17 protein-coding genes are annotated in these 19,506 nt (G+C 36.1%); 2 read left to right on the top strand and 15 right to left on the bottom strand.

The window, feature by feature from the left end:
* Positions 1-160: 160 nt before the first annotated feature.
* The 10 genes from spoVE to mraZ all read right to left on the bottom strand — a co-directional run bounded on the left by spoVE (position 161) and on the right by mraZ (position 12,833).
* Positions 161-1,273, bottom strand: a complete 1,113-nt coding sequence (spoVE, locus tag D9782_RS14155; RefSeq protein WP_026680806.1) for a stage V sporulation protein E — start codon at positions 1,271-1,273, stop codon at positions 161-163.
* 126 nt (positions 1,274-1,399) lie between these two features.
* Positions 1,400-2,749: a UDP-N-acetylmuramoyl-L-alanine--D-glutamate ligase gene (gene murD / locus D9782_RS14150; RefSeq protein ID WP_121605052.1), complete on the bottom strand. Its 1,350-nt coding sequence runs from the start codon at positions 2,747-2,749 to the stop codon at positions 1,400-1,402.
* A complete protein-coding gene (gene mraY / locus D9782_RS14145) occupies positions 2,746-3,732 on the bottom strand; it encodes a phospho-N-acetylmuramoyl-pentapeptide-transferase (RefSeq protein WP_026680804.1) in 987 nt (328 codons plus the stop codon). The genes murD and mraY overlap by 4 nt, the downstream gene beginning before the upstream one ends.
* 30 nt (positions 3,733-3,762) lie before the next feature.
* A complete protein-coding gene (gene murF, locus D9782_RS14140; RefSeq protein ID WP_371413956.1) occupies positions 3,763-5,124 on the bottom strand; it encodes a UDP-N-acetylmuramoyl-tripeptide--D-alanyl-D-alanine ligase in 1,362 nt (453 codons plus the stop codon).
* A gap of 5 nt (positions 5,125-5,129) precedes the next feature.
* Positions 5,130-6,596, bottom strand: coding sequence for a UDP-N-acetylmuramoyl-L-alanyl-D-glutamate--2,6-diaminopimelate ligase (locus tag D9782_RS14135; protein ID WP_121605050.1), 1,467 nt, complete (start codon positions 6,594-6,596; stop codon positions 5,130-5,132).
* Between the two features lie 126 nt (positions 6,597-6,722).
* Positions 6,723-8,654, bottom strand: coding sequence for a stage V sporulation protein D (locus tag D9782_RS14130; protein ID WP_121605049.1), 1,932 nt, complete (start codon positions 8,652-8,654; stop codon positions 6,723-6,725).
* Between the two features lie 100 nt (positions 8,655-8,754).
* Positions 8,755-10,971 (bottom strand): penicillin-binding protein, encoded by a 2,217-nt coding sequence (locus D9782_RS14125; protein ID WP_121605048.1) that lies wholly within the window; start codon positions 10,969-10,971, stop codon positions 8,755-8,757.
* 19 nt (positions 10,972-10,990) lie between these two features.
* Complete coding sequence (gene ftsL, locus D9782_RS14120) at positions 10,991-11,365, bottom strand: cell division protein FtsL (protein ID WP_026680799.1); 375 nt, start codon at positions 11,363-11,365, stop codon at positions 10,991-10,993.
* Positions 11,365-12,342 carry a 16S rRNA (cytosine(1402)-N(4))-methyltransferase RsmH gene (gene rsmH / locus D9782_RS14115; RefSeq protein WP_026680798.1) on the bottom strand — a complete coding sequence of 326 codons (978 nt, stop codon included), beginning with the start codon at positions 12,340-12,342 and terminating at the stop codon, positions 11,365-11,367. The genes ftsL and rsmH overlap by 1 nt, the downstream gene beginning before the upstream one ends.
* A 59-nt stretch (positions 12,343-12,401) precedes the next feature.
* Positions 12,402-12,833, bottom strand: a complete 432-nt coding sequence (mraZ, locus tag D9782_RS14110) for a division/cell wall cluster transcriptional repressor MraZ (RefSeq protein WP_026680797.1) — start codon at positions 12,831-12,833, stop codon at positions 12,402-12,404.
* Positions 12,834-13,109: 276 nt separating this feature from the next.
* Here mraZ and D9782_RS14105 point away from each other — a divergent pair, with 276 nt between their 5' ends.
* Entirely contained in the window at positions 13,110-14,792 is a 1,683-nt protein-coding gene (locus tag D9782_RS14105) for an IS1182 family transposase (protein WP_121605047.1), read from the top strand.
* A 19-nt stretch (positions 14,793-14,811) separates the two neighbouring features.
* On the opposite strand, the gene bshC is transcribed toward D9782_RS14105, so the two are convergent.
* Together bshC and D9782_RS14095 are read right to left on the bottom strand one after the other, a co-directional pair.
* A complete protein-coding gene (bshC, locus tag D9782_RS14100) occupies positions 14,812-16,410 on the bottom strand; it encodes a bacillithiol biosynthesis cysteine-adding enzyme BshC (protein ID WP_240455741.1) in 1,599 nt (532 codons plus the stop codon).
* A gap of 110 nt (positions 16,411-16,520) precedes the next feature.
* Positions 16,521-16,901, bottom strand: coding sequence for a DUF3397 domain-containing protein (locus tag D9782_RS14095; RefSeq protein ID WP_026680795.1), 381 nt, complete (start codon positions 16,899-16,901; stop codon positions 16,521-16,523).
* 153 nt (positions 16,902-17,054) lie between these two features.
* Here D9782_RS14095 and D9782_RS14090 point away from each other — a divergent pair, with 153 nt between their 5' ends.
* Positions 17,055-17,537, top strand: a complete 483-nt coding sequence (locus D9782_RS14090) for an N-acetyltransferase (protein WP_026680794.1) — start codon at positions 17,055-17,057, stop codon at positions 17,535-17,537.
* 255 nt (positions 17,538-17,792) lie between these two features.
* On the opposite strand, the gene D9782_RS14085 is transcribed toward D9782_RS14090, so the two are convergent.
* From D9782_RS14085 to D9782_RS14075, 3 genes are all read right to left on the bottom strand, one after another.
* Complete coding sequence (locus tag D9782_RS14085) at positions 17,793-18,278, bottom strand: RsfA family transcriptional regulator (RefSeq protein WP_026680793.1); 486 nt, start codon at positions 18,276-18,278, stop codon at positions 17,793-17,795.
* 270 nt (positions 18,279-18,548) lie between these two features.
* Positions 18,549-18,722, bottom strand: a complete 174-nt coding sequence (rpmF, locus tag D9782_RS14080) for a 50S ribosomal protein L32 (protein ID WP_026680792.1) — start codon at positions 18,720-18,722, stop codon at positions 18,549-18,551.
* A 47-nt stretch (positions 18,723-18,769) separates the two neighbouring features.
* A complete protein-coding gene (locus tag D9782_RS14075) occupies positions 18,770-19,300 on the bottom strand; it encodes a YceD family protein (RefSeq protein ID WP_026680791.1) in 531 nt (176 codons plus the stop codon).
* Positions 19,301-19,506: the final 206 nt, after the last annotated feature.

The raw sequence follows: 19,506 nt of genomic DNA, 5'->3' as shown, positions 1-19,506 counted from the left end.
CATAAATTAACAATAGAAATGGCAAATAAATACCATTTCCTTATGTTAATTTAAAGTATATCACATTATCCCTTTAAAGTTGTAGTGTACATAGATGGAAAATAAAGTTTTTAAGCTCTTTGCAATATCTCTGCAAACTATGGTTTTATAGTAAGTAATTTTAGATTTTCGTATATCTACTAATATTTAGCAAAATACCTACAGAACATAGTATTAATGTTAATGATGATCCTCCATAGCTTAAAAAAGGCAAGGTAATTCCAGTTACAGGAATTAAACCAATAACGACACTAATATTTATCATTGCTTGAATCGCAAGCATGGAAACTATCCCAAGTGCTAAGAAACGAGAGAATAGATCAGGTGCCTCCAGGGATACTTTTATCCCACGCCATAGTAAGAGTAGAAACAGCAATAAAACGATAGTACCTCCAATAAAGCCAAGCTCTTCTCCTAAAATAGCAAAGATAAAATCAGTTTGTGGTTCAGGTAAATAAAAATACTTCTGTAGACTATTCCCAAATCCTAACCCCATTAAACCTCCTGGACCAATTGCATATAGTGATTGTATAATTTGGAATCCATCGCCAAGTGGGTCTTCCCACGGATTTAAGAATGCAGTAATTCTACTAATACGATACGGCGCAGATGCAATCAGACCTACAAAGCCTATCAGCCCAAGTAGAGCTAGTCCAAAAAAATGTGAAAGTCTAGCACCAGCAGCAAATACTAAAATCATACACGTTAATACTAATACCATACCAGTACCTAAATCTGGTTGAAGCATAATTAAGCCAAACGCAGTAAATATCAGCATAATGGATGGAAGAAAACCTTGCTTCAATGAGGTAATATACTTCTGCTTCGTTGCTAAAAATGCAGATAGAAAAATAATTAAACCTAACTTCATAAATTCCGATGGTTGAATACTGAATGCCCCTATTCCAATCCAGCTTTGTGCTCCTCCACGTACCATTCCAATTCCTGGTATTAATACTAAAAATAAAAGTATGAAGCAAGCTAACAAAATCACTCTCGCGTATTTTTTCCACGTACTATAGGGAATTTTCATCACAAAAAGCATTGCTGCTACGCCGACGCCAGCAAATAATACTTGTCTTTTTACATAATACCACGCATCACCAAATTTATATTCTGCCCAAACATAGGAGGAGCTGTAGACCATAATGACTCCAATAAGTAACAAACTTATGATAACGCCCAATAAGATATAATCGGGTGAAGTATGTGATCTCGCTTTATTCTGGAACAAAAATAACACCCCTCTTTAGATTGAAATCGGGGTGTTGTTTAAAGCTATTTACTTCACGATGTTTTTTCTACTCGGTTCAAAAAGAAGGTGAGACATACTTCTTGAACAAGTTCTTTAAACAAGCCCCTATACTATCGTATGCACGGCTTGTATAAACATGTCTCCTCTTTCTTCAAACGTCGCATATTGGTCCCAACTTGCACAAGCTGGAGAAAGCAGAATGGTGTCACCTTCTTCTGAAAAATCAAAAGCAGTTTGTACCGCTGTTTCCACATTATCTGTTAATTTTATCTGGGGAACGCCTGCATGTTCGCCAACTGCCTTCAATTTTTCTGCAGTTTCTCCAAATAACACCATCGCTTTAACATGTTCTAAGTAAGGGATTAGTTCACTAAATTCATTCCCTCGATCTAACCCACCAGCCAACAAGATTACCGGTTTTTCAAAAGCTGATAACGCCTTTTGTGTTGCCAGAATATTCGTTGCCTTTGAATCATTATAAAACATCCTACCAAGATGTTTTCCGACAAATTGTAAACGGTGCTTTACCCCTGTAAAAGCAGATAGGGCAGTTTGAATCCCGTGATTCGTAGCACCGCTAAGCTTAGCAGCAGCTATTGAGGCAAGTATGTTCTCATAATTATGCTCTCCCATTAAGGCGATATTTGATCGATCCATAATCTTTTCATCTCTAAAATAAATCGATGTTTCATCCATCCAAGCACCATCTTCTAAACGCTCCTTAACAGAAAAAGGAACTTTATGAGCTTTGCTGTTTTCTACTGCATCAATCAAGCTACGATCGTTGGCATTATAGACGAGAAAATCTTCTTCCGTTTGATTCTTAAAGATATTAAATTTTGCCTGTTTATAATTATCAAGTGTTTTATGATAATCTAAATGCGCCTCGAAAATATTTAATAAAACTGCAATCCTAGGCTTGAATTTATCTATCCCCATTAACTGAAAAGAAGATAGTTCTAAAACTAAATTCTCGTTATTATCTATTGTTTGTGCTACTTCAGTTGCAACTATTCCAATATTTCCAGCTATCTTAACAGGTTGGTCACTCTGTGTAAGCATTTGAGCAGTCATCGTGGTTGTCGTTGTTTTACCATTTGAACCTGTGATACCAATGATTGTTGCATCTGTTAACTGCGCAGCTATTTCTATTTCAGTAATAATTGGAATTTCTTTTTTTATAGCCTCGGCAACAATTGGATTCTCATAGGAAATTCCTGGGTTTTTTACGATTATGTCGATATCATTTAACACAGAAAGAGGATGGGAACCAACAATTATCTCTGCACCCATCTCCCTTAATCGAATTACCTCTTCATCTGAAGCAGTTGCTTTTTTATCGTTTATACGTACCTTTTTCCCATCTTTCATTAATACCTCAGCAGCAGCTGTACCACTCTTAGCTAAACCTAATACAAGTACATGTGAATAGGGAAAATCATTTAGCTTTCTCAATTTATGCCCACCTCAATGTATATACCTAAAGCTGCAAAAATTAAGCCTACTAACCAGAAGGTTGTTACGACACGCCATTCAGACCAACCTAATAATTCATAATGATGATGTAGTGGGCTCATTTTAAACACCCTTTTTCCAGTTGTTTTAAAAGATATAACCTGAATAATGACAGATAACGTTTCAATAACAAAAACTCCACCGATAATAACTAAAATAATCTCTAATTTAGTTAAAATGGCAATAGCAGCGATGGCTCCACCTAACGCTAATGAGCCTGTGTCACCCATAAATACCTTAGCAGGATGTGCATTAAATACAAGGAAACCAAGCAGTGCACCAACTACAGCTAATGAAAAAATAGTGACTTCATTTTGTGGAATTCCATACCAAGCTAGAATTCCGAATGCACCAAATGCAATAGCAGCGGTACCTGCAAGTAATCCATCCAAGCCATCTGTAAGATTTACGGCGTTAGAAGCACCAACAAGCATAAAAATAATTAAAAGTGCATAACCCCAGCCCAATTCCCATTGAATAGATGTACCTGGAATTGAAATGTAGGTCGGAAAGCCTTGATCTCTCAATATAAAATATACAACAAGTGCAATAATCAGCTGACCAAACATCTTTTGTTTTGAAGTCAAACCAAGGTTCCTCTTCATTGCGACTTTAATAAAATCATCTAAGAATCCTAATAATCCGTACCCTACTAACACAAAAATGAGTAACCAAAGTTCATAGCCAATGCCATCTGAATTTGTTTTCAAGGCCATAATTATTGATGTGATTATAACACTTAGAACAATCATTAATCCACCCATTGTAGGCGTACCTGTCTTCTTTTTATGTGATTTTGGCCCTTCTTCTCTTATGCTTTGTCCAAACTTTAATCGTCTTAAAAATGGAATAATAATAGGAGACATAAGGACGGTGATTAAAAATGCTATAGCAATCGTTATGACTAATACGAATATATTCATTGTTTCTCCTCCTTGTTAGAAACCGTCCATCTATTGTAAATAACTAACTTCTTTTATCATTAATTCAAATTTCAATCCTCTAGATGCTTTAAACAAAATTACAGTGTCTTTATTCAAATAAGGTTGAAGTGCCTCAATGAGCGCTTGTTTATCCCTAAAATGCGTTGAGGGAATTAGAGAATGTTTTTCTTTCATTGCTTTAGTAATGTATTTAGCATCCTCGCCAAATGTGAAAACTTCTGTCACAGGTTCTGATATAACTTCAGCTACAGACCGATGTAACATTTCTGAATGATTTCCTAATTCTAGTATATCACCTAGTACTAGTACTTTATCCTTAAAATCATGTAATTGTTTTACAACTTTTATTGCAGCCTTCATCGATGTCGCAGAAGCATTATAGGCATCATTAATAATGGCTACACCATTATTACCTGTTAGCCATTCAAATCGCATTCCTGTCTTTTCCATTTGCAAAAATGATTGCTGTATTAATGCGCCGCTAATATTTAACAATTCTCCAAGTGCTATTGCAAATGTTGCATTTTTAGCATGATGCTCTCCTAAAAAAGGTATGCTATATTCCTCATCTTTACCTAGCTGAAAAAGTGTCTGTGCATGTTTTAACTCGACCGATATGATTCGTTTATCGTTCGTATGATTAAATCCACATGTACGAACATTAGCTTTTTTATGCATATGATAAAGCAATTCCTCATCACCATCGATAATTAAATAACCATCTGACTTTAGTCCGGAAGTGATCTCAAGTTTAGCTTTGGCAATACCTTTGCGTGAACCTAAATATTCAATATGTGATTCGCCAATATTGGTAATTATGGCATAATCTGGCCTTGCAATTTCGGATAATTGTTCAATTTCTCCAAAGTTGCTCATTCCCATTTCTAAAACCAATGCTTCCGTATCAATCGGCATAGATAAAATAGTTAATGGTAATCCGATATGGTTATTATAATTTCCATCTGTATAATGTGTTCGATATACAGCTTTCAGCATAGCTGCCACGATATCTTTCGTAGAAGTCTTACCATTTGAACCTGTAATACCTACTACGATTGGATCAATCTTTTTCCGATAATGAAAAGCCATTTCCTGTAAGGCAGTAATCGTATTGTCAACAAAGAAAATCGGAAGGTCATCGGGAACCTGCTGTGGTAGAGCCTTCGCCTGATCCCAAAATACAGCAATTGCTCCATTATGAATTGCCTGTTCCACATAAGCATGACCATCAAAGTTCTCCCCAATAATCGGAATAAACAAGGAATTTGGCTTTTGCTGCCTACTGTCTGTATGAACATGTTCTATTGATTTTCCGTGGATATCCCCCGTAAAGTCTGGAAAAAATCCCGAAAGCCAATTTAAACTAAACATAATCTCTACTCCTTAGCTAAAATAGCTTGGCAAGCTATTTCTCGATCATCAAAATCATATTTAACATTGCCGATTTGTTGATATGTTTCATGCCCTTTACCTGCTATTAGAATAACATCACCAGCTTTAGCATGTTCTACAGCATACTGTATTGCCAATCTTCGATCTACGATAACTTGATAATCTTCGTTAGCATGCAAACCATTTGTCATATCATCCAAAATTTCTTGGGGATCCTCCGTTCTCGGATTATCAGATGTGAAAATAGCATAATCTGCATATTTTAATGCAATTTCCGCCATAAGTGGCCGCTTCGTACGATCACGATCACCACCACAGCCTACTACTACAAACACACGATTTTCTGCAAATTCTTTCACCGTCTGTAAAACATTATCTAATGAATCCGGTGTATGTGCATAGTCAACAATAACTGCAAAGGATTGCCCTTCATTCACAGGTTCAAATCGACCATTTACACCCTCCATTTTTTCTAAAGCCGTTTTAATGTGGGCAATCGGAATATCACTCACAATTGCTGCAGCACTGGCCGCCAACATATTATATACATTAAACATACCAATAAGCTTGCTTTGGATTGTTAACTCTCCAACAGGTGTCGTTAATTGGAAAGTTGTACCTGCTGCACCAAGTTTAATATTACTTGCCATTACTTGAGCAGAATTTTCGATTCCGTACGTAATCACATGTTGAGCTGTACTTTCTTTTAATAGTGTACTTGACGCATCATCTTCATTAATTACGGCATATTTATCTTCACCGCTATAACTATTGCCTAGTTGCGCAAACAAGAGGCTCTTGGCTCTTAGATAGTCATCAATATCTTTATGATAATCTAAGTGATCCTGAGATAGATTTGTAAAAACCGCTATATCATAATCACAACCATAAACCCTTCCCTGCACAAGCGCATGCGAAGAAACTTCCATAATTGCTTGGTCTACATCTTGATCTAGCATCTTTTTGAACGACTTCTGAAGTAGTAACGCATCTGGAGTCGTATTGGCAACCGGATATGTTTCATTTCCTATTTTCATATGAATTGTTCCAATAACACCTGTCTTTTTCTTATATTCATTAAATATCGTTTCAAGCAGATACGTCACCGTAGTCTTACCATTTGTTCCAGTGATACCGATTAAAGGTAGCTTAACAGTAGGGTTATTATAATATTTCACACCAAGCATCGATAATGCTCTGCTTGTATTAGCGACTTTAATTATTGGTACGCTTGAATGTACTTCTTGATCGACAATAACGGCACTGGCTCCATTTTGAACCGCCTGCTCTACGTAGTCATGTCCATCAACTGTAAAGCCTTTGATGCAGACAAAAAGATTACCGGATTCTACTTTTCGCGAATCCATTTCAATACCAGATACCTCTATATGAGCTATATCATCATTTGTTTCATAAAAAGGTATACATCCTAACAAATCAATTAATTTCATGTTTAACATCCCAATCTAAAATAATGTCCCACATATGTATTCTCGTAGATTACAATTTTTAAGAGGGTGACAGCACCCTCTTTTATTCTTTTTCCACCTAAATCATTATAGCAAATTTATCCCTGTTTAACGATTATTTTCCGATAAATAAATGCGGATTTTTGATCCTTGCTCTACTTTTGTTCCAGGACTAGGTGCTTGATCAATAATATAATCACCCTTTCCACTAGTTTCGATGGATAGGTTTGTCATGTATTCCGTTAATTCTTCTTTATTTAGTCCCACTAAGTCAGGAACTTCTACTTTCGGTTCTTCTGGCCACTGATATTCTTTGTCCAGTCCACCCTTACGAGGTTCGACTTCCATTGCCCTTAGGCTATCACCAATAATTGTACCAACAATTGGTGCTGCTACCACACCACCAAACTGGACCGTATCTTTCGGATTATCAACAGCTACATACACAACGATTTCAGGATCATCTGCTGGAGCAAAACCAATAAAGGATACCACATAGTTATTTTCCATATATCTACCATCTGGTCCAACTTTTTGTGCTGTACCTGTTTTCCCGCCAACTCGATAGCCATCAACATATGCAGGTCGTCCTGTTCCTTGTGCAACAACACTTTCTAAAGCGTGACGTATCTCCTTGGAAGTCGATTCGGAAATAACTTTCTTTTTCATGGTAGGTTCCACTTTTTCGGTTGTCTTTTTTGTTTTAGGATCAATCCACTCTTCTGCAATATATGGTTCGTATAAATAGCCACCATTAACTGCAGCTGCTACCGCCATTACTTGCTGAATTGGAGTAACAGATACACCTTGTCCAAAAGCTGTAGTAGCCAATTCAACTGGTCCTACATTTTCTGGTTTAAACAGAATTCCATTCCCTTCTCCCTGCAAGTCAATTCCTGTCTTTTTACCGAATCCAAAACTATTGATATATGAAAATAGCTTCTCCTTTCCTAACATTTGACCAAGGCTTACAAAGCCAGGGTTACAAGAATTCTGGACAACTTCCAAATAACTTTGATGCCCATGACCACCGCTCTTCCAACAATGTAATTCGGTTCCTCCAACAGAGATGTCACCATCATCGTGAAAGTGATCATTTTCTAAATCTACGACTTTTTCCTCAAGAGCAGCAGCTAATGTAATAATTTTGAATGTGGAACCTGGTTCATACGTACTCCAGATCGGCAGGTTTCGATCAAACACATCGGAGTCTACTTCTTGATAATTCTCGGGATGAAAGTTTGGACGTGACGTCATACCAAGAATTCCCCCAGTTTTAGGATTTACGGCAATCGCAACTGCACCATCTGGATGATATTTGGACTCAGCTAGATCAAGTTCACGCTCCATAATAGTTTGTACTTTTGTGTTAATAGTTGTTTTGAGGTCTAGTCCATCCTTGGGAGGGCTGTATTCATCTGCTAATCTATCTAGACGTCTACCTTTCGCATCTGAGTAAAAGGAGAGACTGCCTTTATCTCCACTTAATTTATCATCATAAAATAACTCAAGACCCATTAATCCTTGATTATCAATGCCTGCAAATCCGAGCACGTGGGAAAGGTCATCTCCGTATGGATAATGTCGCTTAGAATCTTTAGATAAATAGACACCATCCATATTCAATGTTCGAATAGCGGTTTCTTGTTTTTCATCTATTTTCCTGCCATCTGGATGTATGTTCACACTCGATGCATTTCGTGTAACATATTCATAAGCCTTATCATATGAAATGTCTAGAATATTGGACAAATTCTTTGCCGTTTCCTCAGGCTTATCAACTTGCCTCGGTACAACTACAACGGATGGAGCTGTTACATTTTCAGCAAGTACTTCACCATTACTGTCCAATATATTTCCTCTTTCAGGTTCAAATTCAATATCCCTTGTCCATAATTCATTGGCTTGTCCCATTAATTTATCGCCTATTACAAATTGCACATACCCTAAACGAATATCAATAACTGTAAATATTAATAAACCAATAAGAAAAACAGCGACTATCCGTTTTTTTGTCGTCACAGCAGATACACGTTTCATACTACATCTCCTTTTTATAGACATGCTTGTATCCACTATATGAACAATAAAATTGGATTAGAACACTGTTTCTCATCGCCACAAAATTATATTACTTGTGTTATTCCCCTGTATCTTCTTGATCTGATGAAGTGTTTTCCTGCTTTTCTTGATTCGGAGGTACTAATTCAATACCTAAATAGTCTTTAGGCTTTACAGGTGTACCTTCCTTTATATTCTGAGTAACAACATAGCCATTACCAAAGGTCTCTGTTTTCAATTCCAATAGATTTGCTAACTGTAATGCATCACGTAGCGACCAGCCCACGATGTTAGGCATCTTTGGTTTTTCAGTTATTAATAAAACATGATCATTTGGTAACACTTTTTCACCTTCTCTGACATTACTAGCTACAATTTCCCCTTGACCAGCTACCGTAACTTTCAACCCATGCTTTTTAAGCTCTTTCTCCATTTTACTAGCATCTTTTCCTACTAAGGTAGGGATGCTTACTTGTTTAACCTTGTTGGTCTTCTCTTTATCAGGATTAATATTCAAATAGTGAAGCCCATTCTCCATTACATTTTTAAAAATAAAAGATACTGGTGTCGAACCTGATTCCGTTGGCTCTAACTTGGGCTGCTTAACAGATACATACATCATTAACTCCGGATCATCGATGGGTGCCATGCCTAAGAAGGAAAAAACATGATTTTCTTTACCAGATAAATATCCTCCTTCAGGATTAGGAATCTGCGCTGTCCCTGTTTTACCTCCAACTGTATAATCATCCAGTTTATACTTTTTACCCGTCCCATCTTCTCCATTTACAACAGATTTCAAAAGCTCTAAAACTTGTTCAGCTGTCGCTTTAGAAATTGGTTTGCCAACTACATTTGGTGACTTCTCTTCGATTATTTCTCCAGAATTAGCGTCAACAATTTTTTTGATCACATAAGGCTGTAGCATTTTTCCATCATTTGCAATAGCTGTTGCAGCTTTCATTTGTTGAATTGGTGTTAGCGTACTACCTTGACCGAAAGAAGTACTTAACTTCTCACGCGGCCAATTATATAAAATTTCACCAGCTACCTCATTGGGTAAATCAATTTCCGTTTTTTTATCAAATTGAAAGGCCTTTAAGTATTCTAGATATTTGTCGGTACCAATTTTTTCCCATACAAGCTTAGAAGCTGCTACATTGGATGATCGTTGGAATCCCTTATCAAATGAGATTTTCCCCCAACCGTTACCTCCATTATGGTCACGCACAGGCTTTATTTGCTCATTGGGTTGGTAGCTACCTGACATATAAGGTTCACTACCATTATATACATTCTCTTCTATCGCTGCTGCCCAAGTAAACATTTTAACCGTTGAACCCGGTTCAAACGGTGTAGAAACAACGTCATTAAACCAATTTTCTACTTTTGGATCATTCGGATTATAGCTTGGTCGATTACTCATCGCCACAATTTCACCCGTTTTAGGATTCATTACAACAGCAGAAATGCGCTCAGGCTCATACTTTTCATCTGCCTGTGTAAGTGTATCCTCCAGTAAGGTTTGAATTTTCTGTTCGATCGTTAAATAAACATCATCTCCATCCTCAGGTTCAGTAACAACTTCTTCTGGATGCAAGAGCTTTTTATTATATTGATCACGCTGATAAGATATGCGCCCATCTTTACCGCTTAATAAATCATTCATTTCATGTTCAATGCCAGCTACACCTTTGATTTCTTGTTTCGTACCAGTTTTGTCTTTCTTATCAACTTCTGTTTCTCTTGCAAACCCAATAATTTGTGAAGCAAACATTCCATTTGGATAATAGCGAATTGCTTCTTCCTTGAAATTAATTCCAGGCAAATCTAAAGCTGCAATTTCATCCTTTTTCTGCTGAGATAATTCTTTACCGTTATTTCCAAACTCAACCTGAAATTTATTTTTTTCGATGCCAGCATTTAACTGTTCAAGCACTTCACTTTCTTTCATATCTAATAAAGGAGCCAGCAATTCCGCAGTTTTCTCCGGATCTTTTACATGCTTTGGCTCCTCTAAATCTTCGGAATAGGATTCATCTACAATGGCGTATAATCTATATGTAGGTCGATCATAAGCCAGCGTCATTCCATTACTATCGTATATTTTTCCTCTTTCTGCGGGTAATGTATAAGATGATGTTCGTTGTTTATCTGCCCATTCCTCCAATGATACTCCGTTTATTTCCTTTGTGGCTTGAATGTAGAGAAACCGTCCTGACAATGTAAGAAATGCACCTACGAAAAGGATTATAAAAATGCCTGCCATGAAGTGAGTCGCTTTATTTTTCCTCATAACCATGTTCCCCTTGATTCTAATTATTCATTTTCTGAGCTTGTTTCACTTTGGTATCTTGAATTTTTAGACCATTCTTTTCAGCTATATTTATAATTCTTTCCGGCCTACTCAACTCTTTCAACTCATAGCTAAGTTGATCATTAACAGCTTGTTGTAACTTGACTTTGCTTTCTAATTGTTGTAATTCTCGATTAACCGTATCCGTTGATGAAGAAAAAGAAACCATATACAATCCTGCTACAATTATACATACCCCAATTATGGAATAAATTAATTTTTCTCCTTTTGTAATCCAACCCTGCTTCTGCACTTTAACAGGTATGGATTGCTCCTTCTTCGGTGTCTGCTGCGGTCTAATTTGTTCCCATGATCTAGCATGATTTACACTCATTATTTTCTCCACCCTTCTTCATACCTAAAATGTGGTTTCCAATCAGATATTTTTTCAATAATACGCAGCTTAGCAGATCGTGATCTTCGGTTAACCTCCAACTCATGCTCATTAGCAATAATCGGTTTTCGGTTAACTAGCCGAAAAGGTGCTTCATTAGCTTCCGGTAAAATAGGCAAGTTTCTTGGTGTAGCCTTTGGTGTACTCCATTTTTTAAAAGCTTGTTTACAAAGTCTATCCTCTAATGAATGGAAGGTAATTACTGCAATTCTTCCACTAATGCCTACAACTCTTGCAGCTTGATGTAAGGCATCGTTAAACACACCTAACTCATCATTTACCGCAATTCGTAAGGCTTGAAATATCCTTTTAGCAGGATGTCCCCCTTTACGTCTAGCGGGTGCAGGAATACCTTCTTTAATAATTCCCACTAATTCATGTGTCGTGTCTATCGTTTTAGTTTTCCGATAGGCTTCTATTTTTCTGGCAATTTGTTTGGCGAATTTTTCTTCACCATATTTAAAGAAAATTTTCACCAAATCATTATACGACCAGTTATTTACGATCTCATAAGCGTTCAGATCTTTTGTTTGATCCATTCTCATATCAAGTATTGCATCATGCTGATAGCTAAAGCCTCTTTCTCCCCTGTCCAATTGAGGAGAAGATACACCTAAATCGAATAAAATCCCATCTACTTGGTCAATTTGATGCTCTTCTAGAGCTTCTTCTAGCCTGCTAAAATTAGAATGAACAAATAATATTCGATCTTTATATTCCGCTAATCGTTCTTTTGCAGCCTGTAATGCATCTAAATCTTGATCAAAAGCTATTAGTAATCCGTTTTCGCTTAATCTTGAGGCAATTTGCTCAGAATGCCCTCCACCCCCTACTGTACAATCAACATACGTACCAGTTGGCTTGATCTCCATTCCTTCAATTGTCTCTGTTCTTAAAACACTATAATGTTCAAACATTGAAACACCCATTTCTATCGTTTGCCGCCTTCATGATGTCAAATGTCCTCTCTAGTTGATTAGATATCGAAGTCCATTAGGTTCTCTGCAATTTCTGCAAAGGATTCTTCTGAGTCTGTCACGTACTCTTCCCAATTCTCATTCGCCCAGATTTCAATGCGATTTGAAACACCAATCACGACACATTCCTTTTCCAATGCAGCGTAACTGCGTAAATTCTGCGGAATATTTATTCTTCCCTGTTTATCAACTTCGCATTCAATTGCACCAGAAAAGAAAAATCGCGTGAATGCTCTGGCGTCCTTCTTAGTAAGTGGGAGTTTTTTTAACTTTTCCTCCAATAGTTTCCATTCGTCCATTGGATAAGCAAATAAACATTTATCTAGTCCACGGGTCACAACAAAGCTTTCCCCAAGCCCCTCACGAAACTTAGATGGAACAATCATTCTTCCTTTAGTATCAATGTTATGTTGGAATTCACCCATGAACATATAGTCCACCCCACCTTTGTATATCCAATATTACCACATTCCCCCACTATTCACCACTCATATTTAAAAAAACATAAAAAAAAAGCTGTTTATACAGCTAAAAGCTAACGGTAATAACAACGGAAAAAGGGGCTGGGACAAAACCCAGTAAAATAAAAAGTGGTACTCGCCAATAATTTGGTAAGTACCACTTTTTTTGAGATTTATGTACGCAAAAGGGATACCTTCTGGTAAAGTTAAAGTAATCACACCCAAACAGAACCGGAGGTATCCCTTATGTTTAAACATTATACCATGAATCAAGTCGTTTTGCCTTTAGATTTTGAAATGAAATTACAAGAAAATGATATCGCCTATGCGGTTAACCATATTGTAGAACATATCCCAGAAGAATCATTTGTGGGATTTTTGCGCGAAACAGGTTGTCCTGCATACCATCCTCGAATGATGATGAAGATTATCTTATGTGCCTATACCCAAACTGTTTTTTCTGGCAGAAAAATAGAAGGCTTACTTAAAGATAGTGTACGGATGATGTGGCTAGCACAGGGTTATGAGCCGAGCTATCGTACCATCAATCGATTCCGTGTTCATCCCGAAGTAAAAGAGTTACTACGCCAATGTTTTGTCCTATTTCGCTGTCAACTTGTTGAAGAGAAGGCAATTGAAGAAGAGGCCATTTTTATTGACGGCACGAAATTAGAAGCGAATGCCAATAAGTTCACTTTTGTATGGAAAAAATCCATTGAAAAATACAGCTCCGATTTAGTAGAGAAGTCGAATCAAATGTATGAGGAGCTACTGGAAAAAGAAATTATCCCCGAAATAGAAAGAGAAAGTTCTGATGAAATTTCAACGGAAGAACTCAATGAAGTAGTAAAAAAACTAGATGAAAAAGTGAAGAAATACGATCAAGAAATCGAGGAAAGTGAAAAAGCAAAAGATCGCAAACAACTCCGTTCTATGCGAAAAGAACCCAAGCAATACCGTAAACAATTCCAAGACTATGTAATTCGTAAACAGAAATATCAAAATGATATGGAGATCTTTGGCAACCGCAATAGTTATTCTAAGACGGATCATGATGCCACTTTTATGAGAATGAAAGATGACTATATGAAAAATGGCCAACTTAAGGCGGGTTATAATGTACAAATTGCGACCGAAGGCCAGTACACATTAGCTTATGATGTATTTCCAAATCCTACGGATACTCGCACGTTTATTCCTTTCCTCAAGAATATTGAAGAAAGGTACTTCAAGTTACCCAAGTATATTGTCGCTGACGCCGGTTATGGTAGTGAACAAAATTATAGTGAGGTATTACATCGAAATAGAACTCCACTCATTACGTATAATTCCTATCGGATGGAAAAGAAAAAGAAATATAAAGAAAATCCTTTTTATGTGTCAAACTGGGACTATGATTCAGACAGCGACTTCTTTACTTGCCCAAACGGAAAGAAGGTACCTTTTCAATATCTATCGAATCGAACAGATAAAGCCGGATTTAAACGAACCTTTCGTGTCTATGAATGTGAAGATTGTTCGGGATGTCCATTACGCGTTCATTGTACCAAAGCAAAAGGAAATCGTAAGATTTTCTATAATGCCCATTGGGAACAGCAAAAAGCATATATAAGAGAGCAGCTTTCAAAAGAAGAAACGGGAGAAATCTATGGAAAACGTAAAATAGATGTAGAACCTGTCTTCGGATTTTTGAAGGCTAATTTGCGTTTCACTCGTATGTCAGTGAGAGGCAAATCGAAAGTGGAAAATGAATTAGGATTCGCCTTTATGGCGGTGAATTTAAGAAAGTACACCGCCTTCAGGCAAAATACAAGCCTAAATTATAACAAAAAAGATTCCAGCTATCATTTTTTGATAACTGGAATCTTTTTTAACTTCATAAGGGCTAGTTATGTCCCAGCCCCTTTTTTATACGATGGTGGTAATTAGTGGGAGAATAATTGCCTTTTTATACATAAATAATATAATGATCAGTTGTAAATTGATAGGAATGATTCATTAATTCACTTATAAAGCCTAAACCATACTTATTAATCCAAGGTAATACATTCCAAACACGCTCTTGTAAACCATTTTCTGGATGTAATACTATATTCATCAAATCAAATGCTTTTAATTCTTCCTCATGTTTTGATCGTAGTGCATTTATTAACTTACTCTCCAAAAAGGATACATCTGCTTTTAAAAATTGCAGATTCTTATTAGCTAAATCACCTAAATCGCTTCGCATATCAATCGCAACTTCCCTCAAAGGCAAATGCGCCCTTTCAACATCTTTTTTTACTTGTTCAGCAATTTCTTCAATAGCTGGCTGATTCTTCTGAGCGAACCAATGTTCTTTAAGGTGAACAGTGCCATGATTTATTGCGTCTTCAGCTGAAATTTGAAACTTGTGCATTGTTTTCTCTATATGACGTTCTACAATCGTTAAAGATAGCCTTGGTAAGACAGGTGGCATCTTTAACTGAACCGAATGAAAGGCAGATTTTAAAGAAGCCCAATAACCTATTTCTCCTGGTCCTCCGATAAATGCCAAGCTAGGAAATAAAAACTCTTGCATTAATGGACGAGTAACTACGTTGTTACTTAATAGATTTGGATTTTGATTAGCAATGTATACTAGCTCGTCAGTAGTAAGCACTACCTCATTTTGTTTCCCTTGCCAGTCACCATTTTCCATACGGCGTAATAAAATTCGCTCTCCATTTCTGTGAAAAAACAAGTGACCATCCGATTCTTCCACATCAAGAGATAGAGAATAATTTAATTCATTCAATTCCTTAATCGTTGCATGTACACCCTTACTGATCTCGGGCTGTTGTTTAATCATTTGCACAAAGTACTCTTTTTCCAGTTCACGTACGCGATCATCACCCGAGTCAATGAGTACGACACCTTCATTTGGAAAAAGGGCAAAAATTATTTGTGCAAAAAAATCAACATAGCTAGCAGAATCATTCAAGCAATGCTTCATTTGCTCATATAATTCTTTTGTATAGTTTGTTTCTTTTAGATCTTTAAATAACTGCTGTAACCAAATTGCACTTTGCTCTTTATTAATCTGCAAATCAGATAATGAAATTTTGTCCCAAACCTTATGTTGCACCTTATATTTTTGTAAATGCTGTTGTTGAGGAAGGTAAATATGATTTACTTCATCAAAATCATGGTCTTCTCCGGCGATCCAAAAAATAGGAATAACTGGAACACCGAGAATTTTTTCTTGTTCCCTAGCAAACTGTATAATTGAAATAATCTTATTTATCGTATACATTGGACCCGTCATTAATCCTGCTTGTTGTCCCCCAATTACAACCACACTGTCATCCGCTACTAACCGTTCTATATTTTCCAATGTAGATGGAGGAGCGTTCCAGCCTTGGTTCAATTCATGCAATACCTCACATAAACTTTCTCGTTGAAAAGAACGTTCCATTAGTTCATCATATCTTTTATCAAAACTGCCAAATGGAGCATAATCAAAAAAAGATTGAATTTGCTCGTCGTTATTTCTATAATCCTGTATTAATTTATTCCGTTTCTTCAAAACGATCGGGTCAATCCGCATAGATCCCATGCTCCTTTATATGTAATGTCCTTTTTGTATTGTACATAAAAAGAGCGTAAATTTCATGCGATCTGTTTTGCAAGGTACAGTTAGAAAAAAATTCGCTGAATAACTCCTAGTAAAACAAGTAAGGCATATAAAAAACCGAAAATCAAAAATGAAATCCGTAACATAATTTTAAAAGCCCTCGCAAAATTAACCTCCGTTTGCATACGCCACTGTAAAACAATAATGGTAGTGATGAGTACAAGCAAAAATGTAATTATAATGCCAATAACATTGAAATTAAAAATAATTGACCCTATTACACATACAGATAGGATGTAAAATATTGTTGTCCAATGAACTGCAACATGTAAAGCCTTTAAGGGGTGTATACCTGAAGAACGAGCAATGTAATACAATATCCCAGTAGCAAATAGTGGAACTGTTACTAACAATGCAATGAAATAGCTAAGTACATTAATCATTTATTACCATTTCCCCCGAACTGTTCATCGTTAAAAACGCTAAATAATTCTTTTATTTTCATATTGTTCCTTTTATATTATAATAAATATATAGAAAATCCAAAATAATTGTAACAAAGTAAATGACAGCAACGATATAGAGGGGGAACTTTTATGGAATCCGTGAAAGTGGAAAAACTCATGATCAATTACAAAACACTTGAAAAATTTAAACATTTCAAGGAATATGGCAATCAAGAATTATCAATGCTGGAAGACCTAGAAAATAATATGATCGAAAATCAAAATGACTCGCCATTCTACGGGATTTATGTTGGGGATAGTTTAATCGCCAGAATGAGTCTTTATAAAGTAAAGAAAAAATACGACTTTTATTTCGAACCACCTCAAGACTATCTAACACTCTGGAAGTTAGAAGTTTTACCTGAATATCAGGGAAAAGGGTATGGTAAAGTACTTGTTAATTTCGCTAAAAGTTATCAATTACCTATTAAAACGAATCCTCGTATTAACTCCCACGGCTTTTGGGAAAAAATGGGATTCCAAAAAGCGCATTATGAAATGGAAAGAGACTTAGGCGAAAATCCTTTAATATGGATGCCTGAAGGGGTAAAAGAGCAAGAAAGTTCAAATTAAATTGAAGCTAAAGACATGAATGTAAAATTGCATTCATGTCTTTTTATCTCGCATATAACTGGCATTAATACCCCCACTTCAAGCAATAAAGTAAAACCAATATGGTAAGTGCGGGATAAACAAAAACCCCCACTGATTGAAGTTTCACTTTATCTGAATTTGGCTTTTGTTTACAATTATATAAAACATAAAAAAGGCTTTAAATTATCTACTTATGCGCTAGACAAATCAAGCGCAATGAGTTATCTGTTTTTATTACTTATCCTGTGAATCCGTTTTTACCCAACTCCATAATTTACCCATTTCTTCCCAAGCATTTTCATATCGCGTAAGTTTCTCTTTTAGATGCGCATTTTCCTTCTCTAAATGCTCCGCATATTCTTTATCATTCTTGATATCTTCTGTTTTTTGTGTTGAAAAATTGGATCTCATCTTTTCTAATAGCAGAATCGCAGTTTCTATCGTATCTCTTTCTTGAATTTTAGGCTCAGTAAAGCTCCATATATCCTTTCTATTGCCAAGCTTTCGTTCCTCTTTCGCTGTTTGAATTGCATCCTGATATTGTTTACGAATTGTCGCATTCCAACGAAATCCACATGCAGCTGAAGTTCTTGATAATTTTTTAGCTACCTCTTTAAAAGCTTCTAATTGTGTTTTTCCATCTCGTATATAGCGCAGGACCGTTTCTGCTAACAACACATCCTCATCTTTAGTCCATGCATCTTGTCGAGTTGCATTCATAACATCCCTCCTTATACATTTGCTATCAATGTATGCAAAAAATAGGAGTGATAGAATAAAGTATTATGTATTTTTAACAGTTTTTTTAATTATTGTACAAATAAAAATAAAAATAGAGGGTGCGCTTATCTAGTGAAATCCTTTCCTATATAACAGGTTCCAGCTAACTTGGAGTGAAAATAGACAACCATAGATTCCATAACTACCTGTTGATTATATAAAAAACAGATCACAATTTGTGATCTGTTTGTAAGCTATGATTATACTTTATTAGTTACTTACTACTTCTTTCCCGTCATAATGTCCGCATGATTTACAAACATAATGTGGTTTTGTTAATTCACCACAATTTGAACATTCTACCATGCCAGGTACGTGTAATTTTTTATGAGTACGACGTTGATTTTTAACTTTTTTAGAAGTTCTTCTTTTAGGTACTGCCATGACTTACACCTCCTTCATAGAAGATAAGAAAACCGAGTAGAATGATGTTAGTCTTTCTTCTCGTCATCTTTCAACAATGATTCCAATTTCTTAAAACGCTTATCTATCGTCTTTTCTTTTTTTTCTTCTGAAATAAACTCCCAACCTTTCCCTTCTGTAGGGGACTTCATTTGGTCATTTGTTTCATCTGAAAATACTCGATACGGAACCTCTAATAGAATATTTTCCTTTATAAGCGGGGTTAAGTCAAGTACTTCCCCATCAATCGGATGTATTTCTTCTTCCGCTTCATCTTCAGTAACGTATGGTGCAGTAGTAAATACTTCATCTGCATGAATATCAAACGGATACGGGACATCTACTAGTGTTCGCGCACAAGGAAGTATCATCTCTCCACTAATCTCCAATGAAAAAATGATTTGGTCTCCTTGAAAAAAACACTGTCCATGAACACGAACTGGTTCAATTTGACGAATATCGTTATTCATTGTCTCCAGTTCAGAAACATTTACTTTTTCATCAAAAGTGAATGGTTCATTATAAGCACTTTTCTTTAATTGAGCTAATGCAAATTTCAATATAATCACCTCAAGGCAACAAGAGTAATTTTAAAAGAAAAAAAGACTTTTGTCAACATATTTTCTTTACAGAATACAAAACTAATTGATTAGCTATATCCTTTATATAGAGTGTTCCCGATCACTCCTATCACTAGTCATCATAACAGTAGACCAAATGCGAAATAATCTATTTTTTGATACAATAAAGTGACACTTTATTCAAA

Origin of the sequence: Virgibacillus sp. Bac332, from assembly GCF_003667785.1 — a bacterium.
Taxonomy (GTDB): domain Bacteria; phylum Bacillota; class Bacilli; order Bacillales; family Amphibacillaceae; genus Virgibacillus; species Virgibacillus salarius.
This window is presented reverse-complemented; position numbering and strand designations above follow the sequence as displayed.

What these genes read in the sequence shown, in the direction of transcription:
- D9782_RS14125 (WP_121605048.1), bottom strand. Translation starts at nt 10,971, where the DNA reads ATGAGGAAAAATAAAGCGACTCACTTCATGGCAGGCATTTTTATAATC.
- murF (WP_371413956.1), bottom strand. Translation starts at nt 5,124, where the DNA reads ATGTTTAGTTTAAATTGGCTTTCGGGATTTTTTCCAGACTTTACGGGG.
- D9782_RS14135 (WP_121605050.1), bottom strand. Translation starts at nt 6,596, where the DNA reads ATGAAATTAATTGATTTGTTAGGATGTATACCTTTTTATGAAACAAAT.
- D9782_RS14105 (WP_121605047.1), top strand. Translation starts at nt 13,110, where the DNA reads ATGTTTAAACATTATACCATGAATCAAGTCGTTTTGCCTTTAGATTTT.
- D9782_RS14095 (WP_026680795.1), bottom strand. Translation starts at nt 16,901, where the DNA reads ATGATTAATGTACTTAGCTATTTCATTGCATTGTTAGTAACAGTTCCA.
- D9782_RS14090 (WP_026680794.1), top strand. Translation starts at nt 17,055, where the DNA reads ATGGAATCCGTGAAAGTGGAAAAACTCATGATCAATTACAAAACACTT.
- D9782_RS14085 (WP_026680793.1), bottom strand. Translation starts at nt 18,278, where the DNA reads ATGAATGCAACTCGACAAGATGCATGGACTAAAGATGAGGATGTGTTG.
- ftsL (WP_026680799.1), bottom strand. Translation starts at nt 11,365, where the DNA reads ATGAGTGTAAATCATGCTAGATCATGGGAACAAATTAGACCGCAGCAG.
- D9782_RS14130 (WP_121605049.1), bottom strand. Translation starts at nt 8,654, where the DNA reads ATGAAACGTGTATCTGCTGTGACGACAAAAAAACGGATAGTCGCTGTT.
- mraZ (WP_026680797.1), bottom strand. Translation starts at nt 12,833, where the DNA reads ATGTTCATGGGTGAATTCCAACATAACATTGATACTAAAGGAAGAATG.
- rsmH (WP_026680798.1), bottom strand. Translation starts at nt 12,342, where the DNA reads ATGTTTGAACATTATAGTGTTTTAAGAACAGAGACAATTGAAGGAATG.
- mraY (WP_026680804.1), bottom strand. Translation starts at nt 3,732, where the DNA reads ATGAATATATTCGTATTAGTCATAACGATTGCTATAGCATTTTTAATC.
- rpmF (WP_026680792.1), bottom strand. Translation starts at nt 18,722, where the DNA reads ATGGCAGTACCTAAAAGAAGAACTTCTAAAAAAGTTAAAAATCAACGT.